Origin of the sequence: Bacillus sp. GBSW19 (assembly GCF_002998655.1) — a bacterium.
Taxonomy (GTDB): Bacteria; Bacillota; Bacilli; order Bacillales; family Bacillaceae; genus Bacillus.
Genome location: NZ_PVRF01000002.1, coordinates 689063 through 705092, shown reverse-complemented (window position 1 = coordinate 705092; position 16030 = coordinate 689063). Strand labels below are relative to the sequence as shown.

Sequence of the window (16030 nt, the reverse complement as noted above, 5' to 3'; positions counted from 1 at the left end):
GTGGTTTTAAGGGTTTACCTTTCCAACACCAGCATTTGATACCACTTCTGATTTGACATTGTTCACGTTAAGCAAAGAGTAGTGATAAGGAGGGTTGTACGTACCTGTTGAAGACGTTGGCAGACTGCCTGTGCTGTTAATAAATGAGTTGTTGATGACATGCCATGTACCGACTTGACGGCTGTCCCAGCTGCCGATCGCATTATTTGTATTTTCAAATACGTTGTGCTCAATTCTCATCTTCGCGCCCATACGAGAGTTGATCGCTGTGGTATGAATGCCTTTATAGTAGTTGTTATACACATGACCTTCCCCGTAGCGCATAGACGGTACACGAGAATTCAGGTTTTCAAAACGGTTGTTATGGAACGTAATTTTTCGGTTGTAGTTGTCGTTATCAGAGCTGCCCATGAGCATCGTTTTCCAGCTGTCATGTACATAGTTCCATGAGAAGGTAATATAGTCGGAGTCTTTTTTCACATCAAATAATCCATCATAATCATCTTTCCCAGAGTTTAATGTGTTGTACAGCTCATTATGATCGACCCATACGTTTTTAGAAGCGCCTTCGATTCCGATGGCATCCTTGTCACCGATGTTACTGTGATGGATTTTCAGGTTGCGGATAATGACGTTATTGGAACGCCATACTTTGATACCAATTCCATTAAATTCACCTTTCGTGCCTTTGCCGACGATCGAGACATTGTTTGTATCTTTCACATCGATTTTATTGGCAGATGTATTAGAAGGGTTAATCGTCCCGTCGACAACAATTTTTAATTTTTCGTTTGTTCCTTTACTTTTGAGGGCAGCCAATAGTTCATTTCCAGTTTTGACTGTGACGGTTTTACCGCCTTCACCGCCTGTTGTACCGCCATTTAATGTGGAGAATCCTTGTTGATTAAAATTGGCCATAATAGAAGGGCTTTCTGGATACTTGGCTGCCGCTTTTGCCTCCCCATTAGGTGCAAATAATGAAGTCACGAGACCAACCGCTAACACACCAGCTAACATTGGAACTTTTTTCTTCAAAGTCAACATCTCCATTCTATTTTGTTTTAATGTAAACGTTTCCAAAAATAAGCTGCAATTCAACTGCCCCCCCTTTCTTCGCCAGTATCGCCTTTTTCGGAATGTAGGAAGAGCATAGCACGCAAAAAGGTATCATCGGCTAAGAATTGGCGCTGTGTATTCCATGATTTTCTAGGAAACTAAGGCCATGATTATTTTATTTTCATCTAAATGAGACAAGGATCATTGACGATAGGTATTGGGATGACCTAGTGATTATGAGGGAGAGGCTCTTCGCTTGATAGAAAATCAAGATGATTACGAACGCACCATTTTGTTAGGGACGAAAGAATGTCATAATCATTACATAAGAAAAAATTGGATATAAAATGAATCAAATACTGGATCAACAGGGAGAAAAGGAGCCAAGTTAAAAAAATTAAGTCTATTTTGAACGATGTCGTCATCCGTGTCGTCACATGAATAAGAGAAGAAAAGGAAGGAGGGGTGTGTTTGGAGCAGACAGAAGAGACATTATTGATTCAGCGGGCAAAACAGGGAGATGATGCTGCATTTACAGCCCTTTATCGTCATCATTATTCCTTTCTTTACCGTTATATAATGAAGCTCACCCTTCAACAAGAGCTGGCAGAAGAAATCATGCAAGAAACGATGCTGAAAGCGTACATGAAACTTTCTTCATTTAGAGGAGATTCCTTATTTTCAACATGGCTCATTTCCATTGCATCTAGACAATTTTTAGATCACCAGAAGAAAAGAAAACGTGAACAATTAAGAGAAGGGAAGGCGAATCAAGAGACCATACGCCGCTTCAAATGGGACATTCAGCAAAAGGGCCACACATGGCATGAGATGTGGGATGCTCTAAACGAATTGAAGGCACAGGAGAGAGCACCGATTATTTTGCACTATTATTATGGCTTTACTTATCCAGAGATTGCTTCAATGCTCGGTACGAGAGAAGGCACTGTGAAGTCGAGGGTTCATCATGGATTAAAGAAAATTCGAAAGGAGTGGTCTCAATGAAGGAAGATCAGTTCACCGAACGTTTAAAGGAAGAGTTACAGCAGCTAGATGAACAAATTGAAGTGAAAGAGCCAAGTGAGCAGGCTGTCATGATGATGCTGAAGCAGGCAAAGGAACAAGAGAAAAGGCGTTTTAAACAAGAAGTACTGGCGTACGTTCTCATCAGTCTGACCATTCTGGCACTATTTGTCGCTGCCATCACCCATTTGCCTATCATCTTCATTCTTCTTCAAGTAGTGAGTGTGCCGCTCTGCGTCGTTGTCGGCATCAAGGAATATCAACACATTAAAGGAGGGTCTTCCTTATGAGTCAGACGGAGATGATCATCTTATTGTGCGCATTGCCGTTATTGTTTGCGCAGGGGCTTCTTTTATTTATGGATGCAAAGAAAAGAGGGCGCTATAAGTGGTTTTGGGGCATTGTCGGTTTAATTAATTTCCCATCGTCTTCTATTTTATATTGGCTTTGTGTCGTGTACCCTGATCGAAAGAAAGATGAGAAGATCCGAAAAGATTGAGCGGACGGCCTGTAAAACTTTAGGCCTTTTTTTCGGGTTGAAGATCAACTAGAAATCATTCATGATTCATCTATTTGTCAAAGAGTGCGGGATATATAACGTCTAAATCATCATTTCTAGCACAATAGTCATTCTGCAAGAGATACTTTCTAAAAACGATTGCTGCGGCTGCTTGATCCATCTCAAATCGGCATCATTTTCATCTGTTATCAGTATTGATCAGATTTTACAAATGGTGTTAAATTAATCTCAATATGCGTTAGAAAATCTAACAGATAAATGTGTGAAGATATCTACAAGGAGGCAGATGAGACATGTTGACCTTAGATCGAGCAGCACAAACAGCACAAAGCTACATCGACCGTGTGTTAGAGGAGGTGGAAAAACGAAATCCTGGTGAGGAGGAATTTCAGCAAGCCGTAAAAGAAATTCTAGAATCACTCGTTCCTGTTTTTGCAAAACACCCAGAGTATGAAAAACAGGGCATTTTAGAACGACTCATTGAGCCTGAGCGGCTTGTGGTATTTCGTGTACCTTGGGTAGATGATGAGGGGAAAGTACAAGTCAATCGGGGTTTCAGGGTTCAATTCAATAGTGCCATCGGTCCTTATAAAGGAGGCATTCGATTCCACCCATCTGTCAATGCAAGCATTATTAAGTTTTTAGGATTTGAACAAATCTTTAAAAACGCACTGACTGGTATGCCGATCGGCGGGGGAAAAGGTGGATCAGATTTTGACCCTAAAGGGAAATCTGATGGAGAAATCATGCGTTTCGTCCAAAGCTTTATGAGTGAACTCAGCCGATATATTGGACCTGATCAAGATGTACCAGCAGGTGATATTGGCGTAGGGGCACGCGAAATTGGCTATATGTTCGGACAGTACAAGAAAATGCGCGGTGCTTATGAGGCGGGTGTGCTCACAGGGAAAAGTCCTGGATTTGGAGGCAGCTTAGCGAGAAAAGAAGCGACAGGCTATGGACTGGTGTACTTTATGGAAGAAATGTTAAAAGCGCATGGACTGCAATTTGAAGGGCATTCAGTTGTTGTGTCTGGATCAGGGAATGTGTCTATTTATGCGATGGAAAAGGTCATGGAGCTAGGCGGTAAGGTCGTTGCTTGCAGTGATTCAAGCGGAGCGATTTATGATCCTCAAGGCATTTCACTTGAGACCGTGAAGCAGCTAAAGGAAGTGAGCAATCAACGGATTGGGGCATACATAGACATTCACCCGCATGCCGAATTGATTGAAGATTGTGAACAAATTTGGTCTGTTCCTTGTGATATTGCGCTTCCATGTGCAACGCAAAATGAAATATCTGAGATGCAAGCGCAGCAGCTCGTGGAAAATGGTGTCATTGCGGTAGGAGAAGGAGCTAATATGCCCTCTACTCTTCAGGCAGTCAAAGTGTTTGAACAGAATGATATTCTATTTGCGCCGGCAAAAGCGGCGAATGCTGGCGGGGTAGGAGTCTCAGCACTGGAAATGGCACAAAATAGTGCAAGAATGTCTTGGACATTTGAAGAAGTAGATGATCAGCTGAAACAAATGATGCAGACGATTTATCGTCAGTGTACAGAGACAGCAGACGAATATGGACACTCTGGAAACTTAATCGTAGGAGCAAATATTGCAGGATTTCGCAAAGTGGCAGATGCGATGATCGCACAAGGCGTGATTTAACTCCTGCTCTCCCGCACCTGTTTATTTCATGACAAGATGGGGAATCGTCCTTGTAAGAATGACAATAAGGAGGCGCGGGAGAAATGAAAAAATGGCTGAAACAAATTGTCAAATGGGCACCAGTGATTTATCCAGTGGTGAGGAAAATATATAAAGAGCGAAAAGCATCTAAACGTCGTAACGTATCAGCCGGATAATCCGGCTTTTTTTATGCAAGCATTACCGATTGAGCCCTGAACGAAAAAATAATAGATTTGAATGATCCATTTCATGCTTCTCTCCGTTAAGTACATAACAAACGGAAAGAGGAGGCAATAACAGATGAACATGAAAAAAGCGATTTTAACTATCCCGCTTAGCGCAGCATTACTATATTTCCGGCAGCTCATATCGCAAGTGCACGCGAAGGACATATGCATGGAGAGGAAAAGAAGACGTCTTCGTCACAAGAAGTGTCAAACAAAGCAACCGATCTTCGAGCAGCACTAGACCAGCTGTTTTCGGAGCATGCTTATTTAGCAGTGATCACGATGCAAAAGGGAATTGACGGCAGTAAAGATTTTGATCAAGCAGCGGCAGCGTTAAATGACAACACGAATGACTTATCAGATGCCATCGCCTCTGTGTACGGAAAAAAAGCAGGGAAACAATTCAAAGACATTTGGTCAAGCCATATCGGCTACTTTGTTGATTATGTACAAGCAACGGCAAAGAAAGATGAAGCAGGTAAAAAGAAAGCAGTCAAGCAGCTTGACCAATATCGTATGAAACAAGCCGATATGCTCGATCAAGCAACAGACGGGAGATTGAAAGCAAGTGAACTTGAAGAAGGCTTGAAGATGCATGTGAATGAACTGCTAAAAGCGTTTGACAGCTACACAGAAAAGGATTTTGATACGACCTATGAAACCGTTAGAAAGTCCATTCATCATATGTTTGAAGTAGGCAAAGGCGTATCGTGGGCGATCACAGATCAATTTCCTGGGAAATTTGATCATAAATCAGTCGATACACCAGCTGCAGATCTTCGTGAAGATTTAAACTACTTGTTCTCAGAGCATTTGGCACTTGCAGTCGTTGCCATGCAAAAAGGAAATGATGGCAGCAAGGACTTTGATCAAGCAGCCGCAGCTTTGAACGAAAACACGAATGATTTATCTGATGCGATTGCCTCTGTTTATGGCAAGGATGCAGGGAAACAATTTAAAGCCATTTGGTCAAGCCATATCGGTTACTTAGTTGATTATGTCAAAGCGGATGCATCAGGAGACAAAGAAGCGAAAGAAAAAGCTGTGAAAAACTTAGATGCGTATCGGATGAAGCAAGCGAAATTTCTAGATCAAGCGACAGATGGACGTTTGAAGGCGGCGGATTTAGAAGCTGGCTTGAAAATGCATATTGATGAGCTGATCAAAACATATACGTCTTACCATAATGGCGAATATGATCAGCTTTATCCAACAGTGAGAGAAGCGTACGGTCATATGTTCATGGTCGGTCAAGATGTCGCAGCAGCGATTGTTGATCAGCATCCTGAACTGTTCAAATCCAACATGCCTAATGAAATGCCGAAAACAGGTATGGGAGGCACAGCCGGTCCTTTAGGTATGTCATATGAAGCATTTGCGGGAATGATCGCAAGTTTGATCCTAGCCGGCGGTGCAGCGGGTGCGTTCTTCCTTACTCGCCGTAAGACATCAAATTAAGCTCGTATAAAAAGGAAAGGGGAACGTGCACAATCGTGCCGTTCCTTTCTTTAAAAGGAGGCAGACTGACTTGAAAAGGTGGTTGTTTGGTCTTCTGATGCTTCTCATCATCACGGGCTGCGCATCACAATCTATGGATGATTCGTCATCCTCTAAAACAACCTCATCTCCTGAAAAAATGACAACAAACCAAGCCGCAAAACAGTCTCATTCACAAGACATGTTAAAAGACGAACCGTCTGGTATTGTCCCGGCTGAAATTGCGATTCCGGCGATTGATGTCAAAGCAAAAGTGGAGAAAACAACTTTATCAAAGGATGGCAGTATGGGCGTCCCAAAAAATACGGACAACACAGCTTGGTTTAAAGATGGTCCAAAGCCAGGAGATAAAGGAAATGCCGTCATGAATGGCCATGTTGATAAATAAATGGGGACCTTCTGTTTTTTATCGATTAAAGGAGCTAAAAAAGGGAAACAAGGTAACCGTGACGTCCTCGTCAGGAAAAAAGCGAACTTTTGAAGTGATCAAAGTGCAAAGCTATCCGCGTGAAGAAAAGCCGAATGCGTTTTTCGGGTACGCTTTTACACGGAATCTCAATTTCATTACGTGTACAGGGACATTTGATCATGCAGCAGGGACTCATGAAAAGAGACTGGTTGTCTTTACCCAGCTGATCCCTTCATAAAAAAGGCGATTACACGGAGGTGTAGCGCCTTTTTTTATGGTTTCTGCCAGAGTCCTACAAAAAGATTCATAGGTCATTAGATATGGTTTGTTGTATAAATAGGGGCGTTTGTCATATAAATGAGTTGGCAATTTTTATTTCTTTTCAGTAGAATATGAGTAATGAAGAGAACTGCAAGCGTATACACCTTGTCCAGACAAGGCAGATTCTCCACCCTTACATAAGGAGGCGATCTGATGCTGAGTAAAAGACTGGCGCACATCTTAAGTCAGCTCATGGCAGCGGAGACCCCGCTCACAAGCGCTGCGCTTTCTGTCAGCTTACAAGTGACAAGCCGCACCATTCGTACAGACATCAAGGAACTGAACGACCGTCTCGCTCCTTATCAAGCGGCTGTATCAGCTGTTCGAGGAGCTGGCTATGAGCTGTTGATCAACGATGAGAATGCCTTTCGCCGTTTTATGAAAGAGGAGGTCGAACAGGAAGAGCCACTGGCTGTTCTGCCGGAGGAGCGCGTTCGGTTTATTTTAAAGAAGCTGCTTCTCGCAGAGTCTTATGTGAAACTGGAAGACTTACAGGATCAGCTGTTTATTAGTAAATCGACGATGAGTAACGATATGAAATGGGTCAAACGCAAGCTTGAGCCCTTTGATCTTAAGCTGGAAGCGAAGCCGAATAAAGGCTGCCGGATCAAAGGATCGGAGATGAAAATTCGTTATTGTATGTCAGAATATTTATTCAATGAACGCCGTTCCTGCCAAACGATGCTGAACACAGCAGTCACCATTTTGCCAAAACATGAATTGGAATTGATTCAGAAAACAATGATTGATTATATCAATGAAGAAAGAATGAATCTATCAGACATTTGCATGAATAATTTAATCGTTCATGTTGCGATTGCCTGCAAACGGATTAGACACGGAAACTATGTATCTGTTTTGCCAGAGGAAATCAATGAGATACCACAGGCAAAGGAATATAAGGTCGCTAAAAAAATGGTGGAACGCCTTGAAGGACTGCTGGACGTCTCTTTTCCACAAGAGGAGATCGTCTATATCGCCATTCATTTATTAGGAACAGCCAAAATGGTACAGTCCTTTTCATCGAGTGGTCAAAAACAAATTGTGGATGATGACACGAGCCGTCTTGTTCAGCTTATGCTCCAAGCCATTGATCAAAAACTGCAGCTTGATTTAGCCGGCGATGCGGAATTAATGATTGGACTGAGTCTGCATTTAAAGCCAGCTATGACCCGGTGTAAATATGGAATGAACTTAAGAAATCCGATGCTTGATGAAATAAAGGCGGGGTATCCACTTGCTTTTGAAGCAGGTATTATCGCCAGCAGGGTCCTAGAAGAAGAGGAGGGGCTGAGTATTCATGAGAATGAAATCGGATATATGGCGCTTCATTTTGGTGCGGCTTTAGAGAGGAGGAAAATGGAGATTCCGCCGAAGCGATGTCTCATTGTCTGTGCATCTGGTGCAGGGAGTGCAAGGCTGCTTCAGGATCGTTTGCGGTCACAATTTGGGTCAAAACTGACCATTTTAGGAACAGCAGAGCTTTATTCGCTTCCGCATGTGTCTTTACATGCCCTGGATTTGATTATTACAACGGTCCCGATTCAGATGGATTTACCGATTCCAGTCATACAAGTAAACACCATTTTGGGAGGAGGCGACTTTTTAAAAATTGAAGAAGCCCTGACGAGTGAAACAAGGGTGACATTGGCCTCTCAATATATGAAAAAGGAATTGGTCTTTACAAAATGCGCCTTTCAAACAAAGGAAGAGGTCATCACCTTTCTCACGGAAAAAATCATCGATATGGGTTTAGCACCAGCAGAGCTTACACCTTCTGTGATGGAAAGAGAAGAAGCTGCACCGACATCCTTCGGGCATTATACAGCCATTCCGCACCCTATGACGCCGCTGACAGAAGAGACGTTTTGGGCGATATGTACATTAGAAAAACCGATCATATGGGGAGAGAAAAAAGTTCAATTTGTCTGCTTGCTTTGTGTCGAAAAAGAGAATGCCAAAGATTTAAAAGGGATGTACCGTCTGCTGGGCGAGCTTGTGCATAATGTGAAATTCATTCAGCATCTCATCGCCTGTGATACATTTGAAGACATGCTGGATATCATGTATAAAAAGGTCCCTTCGTACAAGAACTAACAGTGTGATCTTAACTTTTTCCGCTTCCTAAAGGAAAAAGTATAGGTGTTTATGAAAGCGGTTTCATAATATGATGAATGTGTAAAGAAAAGCTTCACACTTTCAAAAGGGGGCGTTTACACATGAACATCTTATTGGTTTGTGCAGCAGGTATGTCAACAAGCTTACTAGTCACAAAAATGGAGAAAAGCGCACAAGAACAAGGAAAAGACTATCGTATTTGGGCAGTATCAGGAGATTCAGCAAAAAGTCATATTGATCAAGCCGATGTGCTTTTATTAGGACCACAGGTTCGATATTTATTACCACAAATGAAAAAGCTCGGAGAAGAAAAAGGAATTCCAGTCGACGTCATTAATACCGTGCATTATGGCGTATGTAATGGGGCTGAGGTTTTAAAATCTGCTGAACAGTTAGTGAACGGATAAAGGGGGCGGAAGGGATGAATGGATTCAACCGATTTCTAGAAGAGAAGGTCATGCCGTTTGCAGGGAAGATTGCCGCTCAAAGACATTTACAAGCATTGCGTGACGGAATTGTTTTAACCATGCCTCTCATTATTGTCGGTTCACTGTTTCTCATTTTAGCCAACCTTCCGATCCCAGGATACAGCGATTTTATGGCAAGTATCTTTGGAGCTGAATGGGCCACGAAACTATCCTATCCTGTTAATGCAACCTTTGACATTATGGCACTTGTTGCCACCTTCGGGATTGCCTACAGGCTTGCTGAAAAGTATGCAGTGGATGCCCTATCATCTGGTGCGATCGCTGTTGCAGCTTTCCTTTTGGCGACACCATATCAAGTTCCTTTCACACCTGAAGGCTCAACAGAAGCCATCCTAGTAGGTGGGGGAATTCCAGTCACATTGATGGGCAGTAAAGGGTTATTCGTTGCCATGATTATTGCCATGCTTTCAACTGAAATTTACCGATTCATTGTCCAGCGGAATATCGTCATTAGGATGCCTGATGGTGTACCGCCAGCAGTGAGTAAATCGTTTATCGCACTTATTCCAGGTTTTGTGGTCATCACGCTGATCTGGGTCGTTAGACTTGTGATTGAGATGACACCATTTGAGAGTATTCATAATATCATCACGGTCTTAATTGGCACACCGCTTTCCATTCTTGGTGGAAGCTTAGGCGGAAGTATTGTCGCCATTGGTGTGCAAATGCTCCTCTGGGCATGTGGTATTCACGGAGCAACCATTGTCGGCGGCGTCATGGGCCCAATTTGGCTCGGTGCGATGGATGAGAACCGTCTCGCATTCCAAGCAGGAGAAGTGCTGCCAAATATCTTCACAGCGCAGTTCTTTGAAATCTTCATCAATGTCGGCGGAAGCGGTGCAACGCTTGCTTTAGTGCTGACGATGATCTTACGTGCCAGAAGTAAACAAATGAAACAGCTTGGCCGACTTGCCATTGGGCCAGCCATCTTTAACATCAACGAACCGATCATTTTTGGAATGCCGATTGTCATGAACCCAATGCTTCTCATTCCGTTTATCCTTACGCCAATCATGATGATCATCACCACATATATCGGAATGAGCACAGGACTTGTAGCAAAACCGGCGGGGATCGCTGTCCCATGGACCATGCCGCCCATCATTTCAGGCTATCTCGCCACAGGAGGCAAAATCTCTGGTGCTGTCATGCAGCTGATTAACCTGGCGTTGTCATTCGCTTTATACTACCCATTCTTTAGAATGTGGGATAAGCAGAAATTAAAAGAAGAAAGTGAGCTAGAAACAAAAGCATCAACTGATGAAAATGTCGTCAGCATGTAATAGAGGAAACAAGGGGGATGCGGCCGATGGAAATGGAACAAATTGTGTTTCAACTCATCTTACACGGCGGGAATGGCAGAAGCTCCGCGATGGAGGCCATTACATGTGCAAAGCAAGGAAATTTTGATGAGGCGAAGCAAAAATTGCAGGAAGCACAAGACGCGTTAAATGAGGCGCATCACGCACAAACAGAGCTGATCCAAGGAGAAATTAGAGGAGAAAAGACCGACATCAGTCTCTTAATGATCCATGCCCAGGATCATCTCATGAACGCAATGACCGTCAAGGAACTCGCGGCGGAAATCATCGAGCTCCATGAAAAAATGAAGCAACTCGGAGGTGTCAATTCATGAAAGATGGAATCAAAATTGTCACAATAGGCGGGGGATCGAGCTATACGCCTGAGCTTGTCGAAGGGTTTATCAAACGATATCATGAATTGCCTGTAAAGGAATTATGGCTAGTGGATATTGAAGCGGGTCAGGAAAAGTTAAACATCGTGGGCGCTCTCGCGAAACGCATGGTTGAAAAAGCGGGTCTGCCGATTGAGGTACACCTGACGCTTGACCGCCGGGAAGCCCTGAAGGACGCAGATTTCGTGACGACACAATTTCGTGTAGGACTGCTGGAAGCACGGGCAAAAGATGAGAGAATCCCGCTCAAATACGGCGTCATCGGTCAGGAAACGAACGGACCAGGCGGTTTATTTAAAGGACTTCGAACCATCCCAGTCATTCTAGATATCGTGAAGGATATGGAAGAACTTTGTCCAGATGCATGGCTTGTGAACTTTACAAATCCGGCGGGCATGGTCACAGAAGCTGTGCTGCGCTACACGAATCTAAAAAAAGTAGTCGGTCTATGCAATGTACCCATTGGGATGAAAATGGGGATTGCCAAGGCGCTTGATGTAGATGTTGAGCGAATCGAGGTACAGTTTGCGGGCCTCAATCACATGGTCTATGGGTTAGACGTGTATTTAGACGGGGGCAGCATCAAGGATCAAGTGCTCGATGAATTGGGAAATCCGAATAGTCAGTGGTCTATGAAGAACATTGAAGCGAAAAACTGGGAACCTTCTTTTGTAAAAGGCTTAGGGGTGATCCCATGTCCGTATCATCGCTATTACTATAAAACAAAAGATATGCTGGAAGAAGAGCAAAAAGCAGCCCAAGAAAAAGGAACAAGAGCAGAGGTTGTACAGCAGGTTGAGCAAGAATTATTTGAGCTCTATAAAAATCCTGATTTATCGATTAAACCACCGCAGCTCGAAAAAAGAGGCGGGGCATATTACAGTGATGCGGCATGTAACTTAATCAGCTCCATCTATAATGATAAGCATGACATCCAACCTGTCAATACAGTGAACAGAGGGGCGATTGCCAGCATTCCGGCTGAATCAGCGGTTGAAGTGAACTGTATCATTACGAAGGACGGACCAAAACCAATTGCGACGGGCGATCTGCCTGTAGCTGTGAGAGGGCTCGTTCAACAAATCAAATCATTCGAGCGTGTGGCAGCAGAAGCGGCTGTAACAGGAGATTACGAGACGGCTCTTGTGGCGATGACGATTAATCCGCTTGTCCCATCTGATGAAATTGCAAAGCAAATTTTAGATGAAATGCTCGAAGCGCATCGTGAATATTTACCGCAATTCTTCAAATCAGTCAAAGCGTAAAACAAAGTGGCCCCTTTATGGGGTCGTTTTTTATCATTGCCCCATATGGGAATTCAAGAAAGAAGTGTATGATAGAAAAAACAGCATGTATGGCTTCAAAGAAAGGACTGTTTGAATATGGTTGCAATTGGTTTAATGCTTTACGGCTTTATCGTTCAACCACTGATGAGTTACGGCACAGTGGTCTTGTTTTTGTATGGCATCATTGCTTCATTTATTGGTCTTATTCGTCATAGACAGTATGTGTGGATTTATGTTCTCCGCCTGCTCGTTTGTTTTACCATTCCAGTGACCAACCTGTTGATGTATTTCGCAACGATTGGTGGAGATGAAAGAGATTTTGATTTCCAGCCCATGCCGCTTGTTTATTATCTTGTCTTTATCCTAGAAATCATCATCGTCTTTTTACCAGAGATCTTTTTACTGATCGAAAGAAAGCGGAGCATAAAAAGGAAACAGTGGATATATGCAGGGGCGATTGTGGGTGTATCGGTCTTGTTTTGGTGTACAATTTGATGGAAGGCTGACTGGACATCTGAGTCTATTTCGCCTTTTTGTTGCGTAACCTCCTTCGTCTAACCTTCACAAAAGTAATAGAAAGAACAAAGATAGAAATTCCGAGAAACTTAAATAGAACACGGGTGTGAAACGGTGAATCGTCGAAACCTGTAGCTATGATCATCGATCCGATACAAATACCAAAGAACGCTAGTAGATAAGTAAAAAACATACCATCACTCCTTATACGTATGATTACCATTATAAGGTATATTGGAGGGGTAAATAAACAAAAAAAGAACCCTTCATGACTGAAAGGTTCTTTTACATGCTTAAGTCTGTTTGACGACCGAGTCGACTTCTACTGTCCAGCCGAAGATATCTGGCTGTGTTCCTTTTTGAATACCAGTAATGGCTTCGTACAATTTCTTCGATACTTCACCTGTTTGACCATCTTGAATTACATATGGCTGATCGTGATAAATTAATTCCCCGACAGGAGAGATGACGGCCGCCGTTCCAGTTCCAAAGATTTCTTCAAGCTCACCTGATTGATGTGCTTCAATTAACTCATCAATCGAAATTTTACGCTCTGTCACTGGAATACCCCAATGTTTTAACAGCTCAAGTACAGAGTTACGGGTGATGCCTTCTAAAATGCTGCCGTTCAATTCAGGCGTCACGATTTCTCCATTGATTTTAAAGAAGATATTCATACTCCCGACTTCTTCAATGTACTTTTTCTCGACTCCATCAAGCCAAAGAACCTGTGAAAAGCCTTTGGTTTCAGCGACTTGCTGTGCCTTGAGGCTTGAGGCGTAGTTTCCAGCTGTTTTGGCATTTCCTGTCCCGCCCTTAACGGCACGGACAAATTCGTTTTCAACTGCAATTTTGACCGGGTGGATGCCTTCTTTATAGTAAGATCCCACTGGAGATAAGATAATCAGCAGCTTATACGTGCTTGACGGCGCAACGCCTAAATACGGCTCAGTGGAAATAATGAATGGACGGATATACAAGGAAGTGCCCTCTGCATCAGGTACCCAATCCTTATCAATGCGAATGAGTTCATTTAAGCCCTCTAAAACCGTTTCTGTATCAATTTGCGGGATACACAGGCGGTCATTGGATCTGTTTAAGCGTTCCATGTTCTTTTCCGGACGGAATAAGAGAATTTTCTGATCCTCAGAAACATAAGCTTTTAAGCCTTCAAAAACAGATTGCCCATAATGGTAGACCATCGAAGCTGGGTCCATTGGAATGGCCTGATAAGGTATAATTCTGGGATCGTACCAGCCTTGATCAATGGAATAATCCATCACAAACATGTGATCTGTGAAGATTTTTCCGAATTCAAGTTGATCAGATTGAGGTTTTGGTTTTTTTGTTGAACTAAGTTCAACGCGGATGGGTTGTTTTGGCATCGTAAATCTCCTTGCTGTTTGATTATTTGAAAATTCTAATAATATGAAATAATTATGATTCTATTCTATACCTTCACAAAATATAAGCAATAGCTTTTCTGGAATTCAGATAAGAAAAATCTGTTAAAGCGCTTTCCTTCTCTCTGCCATCAGTCTGCCTCATGTCACCCCTTTTTAATAAAGAAATAAAATCCAAATGCATTATTAACTGATTAATCTGACAATTTAAAAGCGGATGATTTTCCTGTAAGATATTCTTTCAACCATACACCTTTTGACTAGTACATTGCAAGGGGCATTCTCATATTTTAATCCTCTTTTTTTTAACCGATAAAGGAAGAAGAGAAGTGAAAGGAGCAAACAACAAGATGAAACGAGCGATACTAGGCATTTTACTTATTTTATTCATGACCGTGATCAGCTTCGGCTGTCAAGCGATGACAGAGGAGGCTGGCGCTAAGCAAAGCACAGCCTATTACGTGGCGCCAAACGGAAACGACAAAAACCCGGGAACGAAGCAAAAACCTTTTCGCACGCTGAAAAAAGCGGCAAGTATGGCGAAAGCCGGGGCAACCATTTACATGAGAGGCGGCACATACAAAGAGAAATTGATTGTCCGCCATTCAGGTACAAAGAAAGCACCCGTTATCTTTCAAGCTTACGGAAAAGAAAAACCTGTCATTAGCGGGGCTTCTCTTAAAGGAAATCAAGCAGATGGCGGTCTTGTCACGATCGATCAAAAAAGCTACATCACCCTCAAAGGTCTGACGGTGGGACATCTCAAGACGAATAAGGAAGATGTGACACCAGTCGGTATTTTCATCAAAGGAAGCGGAAAAGGCGTCAAACTGCTCAACAACCGAGTGTATGACATTCAGACGAAACACAAAAATGGGAATGCGCACGGTATTGCGGTCTATGGAACAAAAGCTCCTGCGGCCATTGAAGACATTGAAATCAAAGGAAACACTGTTGAAAAATTAAAGCTTGGCTTCAGTGAAGCGCTTGTGCTAAATGGGAACGTCAACAAGTTCCGTGTGACACATAACACGGTTCGCCACACAGATAATATAGGCATTGATTTAATTGGTTTTGAGAACGTAGCACCTTCTAAAAAGTACGATCAAGTCAGAAATGGTGTCGTATCTAAAAACAAAGTATATGAGATTACGAGTGCAGGAAATCCAGCCTATGGCAAAGACATCTCCGCTGGCGGAATTTATGTTGATGGCGGGAAGGACATTGTGATTGATCATAACATCACACATCACAATGACCTGGGGATTGAAGTCACAAGTGAACATAAAGGAAAAATGGCAGATCGCATTCGCATCGAACACAATCAAGTGTATTTGAACCGTTATACAGGCATTTCAATTGGCGGCTATGATAAAAAGCGAGGCGGAACAACAAATACGACGATCTCACATAATATTTTGTACAAAAATGACACAGCCGGCTTAGAAGGCGGTCAATTGTTGATGCAATATCAAGCCGTGAACAATCGAATCACGAATAATATTATGACAGCGAGTGCGTCGCATTACTTAGTCGTGAATCTTTATGGAGTGAATCAAAAGAATACCTTCCAGAAGAACGTGTATGACGACCGAAAAGGTGCAAAGACATCACAGTGGGTATGGCGCGGGAAATGGATGGAAGGCTACAAAACGTATCTCTTGAAAAGCGGCCAAGATAAAGGATCAGCACACCTCAATCCACAATTTGTGAATGAGAAAAAATATGACTTTCGCCTGAAGAAATCATCACCTGCTAAGAAAATCATCGGAAGTTAAGCATGTC

At 42.8% G+C, this 16030-nt stretch carries 16 protein-coding genes and 1 pseudogene; 15 read left to right on the top strand and 2 right to left on the bottom strand.

The features are described from left to right. Positions 1 to 6: 6 nt before the first annotated feature. Positions 7 to 1044, bottom strand: coding sequence for a pectate lyase family protein (locus C6344_RS13385; RefSeq protein WP_060597744.1), 1038 nt, complete (start codon positions 1042 to 1044; stop codon positions 7 to 9). Positions 1045 to 1527: 483 nt separating this feature from the next. Between C6344_RS13385 and sigY the strand changes: the two genes are divergently transcribed. From sigY to C6344_RS13325, 14 genes and pseudogenes are all read left to right on the top strand, one after another. Further along, the gene (sigY, locus tag C6344_RS13380; protein WP_060597572.1) at positions 1528 to 2061 is read left to right on the top strand and encodes an RNA polymerase sigma factor SigY; all 534 of its coding nucleotides are present in this window, start codon (positions 1528 to 1530) and stop codon (positions 2059 to 2061) included. Next, on the top strand, positions 2058 to 2369 hold the full coding sequence (locus C6344_RS13375; RefSeq protein ID WP_034660438.1) for a YxlC family protein: 312 nt from the start codon (positions 2058 to 2060) through the stop codon (positions 2367 to 2369). Before sigY ends, C6344_RS13375 begins: the two co-directional genes overlap by 4 nt. Further along, positions 2366 to 2578, top strand: coding sequence for a hypothetical protein (locus C6344_RS13370; RefSeq protein WP_060597571.1), 213 nt, complete (start codon positions 2366 to 2368; stop codon positions 2576 to 2578). The genes C6344_RS13375 and C6344_RS13370 overlap by 4 nt, the downstream gene beginning before the upstream one ends. 314 nt (positions 2579 to 2892) lie before the next feature. Beyond that, positions 2893 to 4263, top strand: a complete 1371-nt coding sequence (gene gdhA / locus C6344_RS13365) for an NADP-specific glutamate dehydrogenase (RefSeq protein WP_060597570.1) — start codon at positions 2893 to 2895, stop codon at positions 4261 to 4263. A gap of 83 nt (positions 4264 to 4346) precedes the next feature. Continuing rightward, positions 4347 to 4460 carry a hypothetical protein gene (locus tag C6344_RS19020; protein ID WP_223250414.1) on the top strand — a complete coding sequence of 38 codons (114 nt, stop codon included), beginning with the start codon at positions 4347 to 4349 and terminating at the stop codon, positions 4458 to 4460. 124 nt (positions 4461 to 4584) lie between these two features. Continuing rightward, a pseudogene (locus tag C6344_RS13360) lies at positions 4585 to 5969 on the top strand (copper amine oxidase). Between the two features lie 70 nt (positions 5970 to 6039). After that, positions 6040 to 6396, top strand: coding sequence for a class F sortase (locus C6344_RS19015; RefSeq protein ID WP_223253275.1), 357 nt, complete (start codon positions 6040 to 6042; stop codon positions 6394 to 6396). Next, a complete protein-coding gene (locus tag C6344_RS19010; RefSeq protein WP_223254330.1) occupies positions 6377 to 6655 on the top strand; it encodes a class F sortase in 279 nt (92 codons plus the stop codon). The genes C6344_RS19015 and C6344_RS19010 overlap by 20 nt, the downstream gene beginning before the upstream one ends. A 236-nt stretch (positions 6656 to 6891) precedes the next feature. Beyond that, on the top strand, positions 6892 to 8835 hold the full coding sequence (locus C6344_RS13350) for a BglG family transcription antiterminator (protein WP_060597568.1): 1944 nt from the start codon (positions 6892 to 6894) through the stop codon (positions 8833 to 8835). A 122-nt stretch (positions 8836 to 8957) separates the two neighbouring features. Next, a complete protein-coding gene (locus tag C6344_RS13345) occupies positions 8958 to 9263 on the top strand; it encodes a PTS sugar transporter subunit IIB (RefSeq protein WP_034660433.1) in 306 nt (101 codons plus the stop codon). A gap of 14 nt (positions 9264 to 9277) precedes the next feature. Then, positions 9278 to 10627: a PTS cellobiose transporter subunit IIC gene (gene celB, locus C6344_RS13340; RefSeq protein ID WP_060597567.1), complete on the top strand. Its 1350-nt coding sequence runs from the start codon at positions 9278 to 9280 to the stop codon at positions 10625 to 10627. Positions 10628 to 10653: 26 nt separating this feature from the next. Beyond that, positions 10654 to 10980, top strand: coding sequence for a PTS lactose/cellobiose transporter subunit IIA (locus tag C6344_RS13335; protein ID WP_003215078.1), 327 nt, complete (start codon positions 10654 to 10656; stop codon positions 10978 to 10980). Then, positions 10977 to 12305, top strand: coding sequence for a 6-phospho-beta-glucosidase (locus tag C6344_RS13330; RefSeq protein ID WP_106072996.1), 1329 nt, complete (start codon positions 10977 to 10979; stop codon positions 12303 to 12305). The genes C6344_RS13335 and C6344_RS13330 overlap by 4 nt, the downstream gene beginning before the upstream one ends. 117 nt (positions 12306 to 12422) lie before the next feature. Next, positions 12423 to 12821 (top strand): hypothetical protein, encoded by a 399-nt coding sequence (locus C6344_RS13325; protein WP_034660737.1) that lies wholly within the window; start codon positions 12423 to 12425, stop codon positions 12819 to 12821. 314 nt (positions 12822 to 13135) lie between these two features. Here the strand turns inward: C6344_RS13325 and C6344_RS13315 are convergent, their stop codons facing one another. After that, positions 13136 to 14227 (bottom strand): branched-chain amino acid aminotransferase, encoded by a 1092-nt coding sequence (locus C6344_RS13315; RefSeq protein ID WP_106038311.1) that lies wholly within the window; start codon positions 14225 to 14227, stop codon positions 13136 to 13138. Positions 14228 to 14595: 368 nt separating this feature from the next. Between C6344_RS13315 and C6344_RS13310 the strand changes: the two genes are divergently transcribed. Beyond that, positions 14596 to 16023 carry a DUF1565 domain-containing protein gene (locus C6344_RS13310; protein ID WP_106073049.1) on the top strand — a complete coding sequence of 476 codons (1428 nt, stop codon included), beginning with the start codon at positions 14596 to 14598 and terminating at the stop codon, positions 16021 to 16023. Positions 16024 to 16030: the final 7 nt, after the last annotated feature.

What these genes read in the sequence shown, in the direction of transcription:
- C6344_RS13385 (WP_060597744.1), bottom strand. Translation starts at nt 1,044, where the DNA reads ATGTTGACTTTGAAGAAAAAAGTTCCAATGTTAGCTGGTGTGTTAGCG.
- C6344_RS13375 (WP_034660438.1), top strand. Translation starts at nt 2,058, where the DNA reads ATGAAGGAAGATCAGTTCACCGAACGTTTAAAGGAAGAGTTACAGCAG.
- C6344_RS13370 (WP_060597571.1), top strand. Translation starts at nt 2,366, where the DNA reads ATGAGTCAGACGGAGATGATCATCTTATTGTGCGCATTGCCGTTATTG.
- gdhA (WP_060597570.1), top strand. Translation starts at nt 2,893, where the DNA reads ATGTTGACCTTAGATCGAGCAGCACAAACAGCACAAAGCTACATCGAC.
- C6344_RS19020 (WP_223250414.1), top strand. Translation starts at nt 4,347, where the DNA reads ATGAAAAAATGGCTGAAACAAATTGTCAAATGGGCACCAGTGATTTAT.
- C6344_RS19010 (WP_223254330.1), top strand. Translation starts at nt 6,377, where the DNA reads ATGGCCATGTTGATAAATAAATGGGGACCTTCTGTTTTTTATCGATTA.
- C6344_RS13350 (WP_060597568.1), top strand. Translation starts at nt 6,892, where the DNA reads ATGCTGAGTAAAAGACTGGCGCACATCTTAAGTCAGCTCATGGCAGCG.
- C6344_RS13345 (WP_034660433.1), top strand. Translation starts at nt 8,958, where the DNA reads ATGAACATCTTATTGGTTTGTGCAGCAGGTATGTCAACAAGCTTACTA.
- celB (WP_060597567.1), top strand. Translation starts at nt 9,278, where the DNA reads ATGAATGGATTCAACCGATTTCTAGAAGAGAAGGTCATGCCGTTTGCA.
- C6344_RS13335 (WP_003215078.1), top strand. Translation starts at nt 10,654, where the DNA reads ATGGAAATGGAACAAATTGTGTTTCAACTCATCTTACACGGCGGGAAT.
- C6344_RS13330 (WP_106072996.1), top strand. Translation starts at nt 10,977, where the DNA reads ATGAAAGATGGAATCAAAATTGTCACAATAGGCGGGGGATCGAGCTAT.
- C6344_RS13325 (WP_034660737.1), top strand. Translation starts at nt 12,423, where the DNA reads ATGGTTGCAATTGGTTTAATGCTTTACGGCTTTATCGTTCAACCACTG.
- C6344_RS13315 (WP_106038311.1), bottom strand. Translation starts at nt 14,227, where the DNA reads ATGCCAAAACAACCCATCCGCGTTGAACTTAGTTCAACAAAAAAACCA.
- C6344_RS13310 (WP_106073049.1), top strand. Translation starts at nt 14,596, where the DNA reads ATGAAACGAGCGATACTAGGCATTTTACTTATTTTATTCATGACCGTG.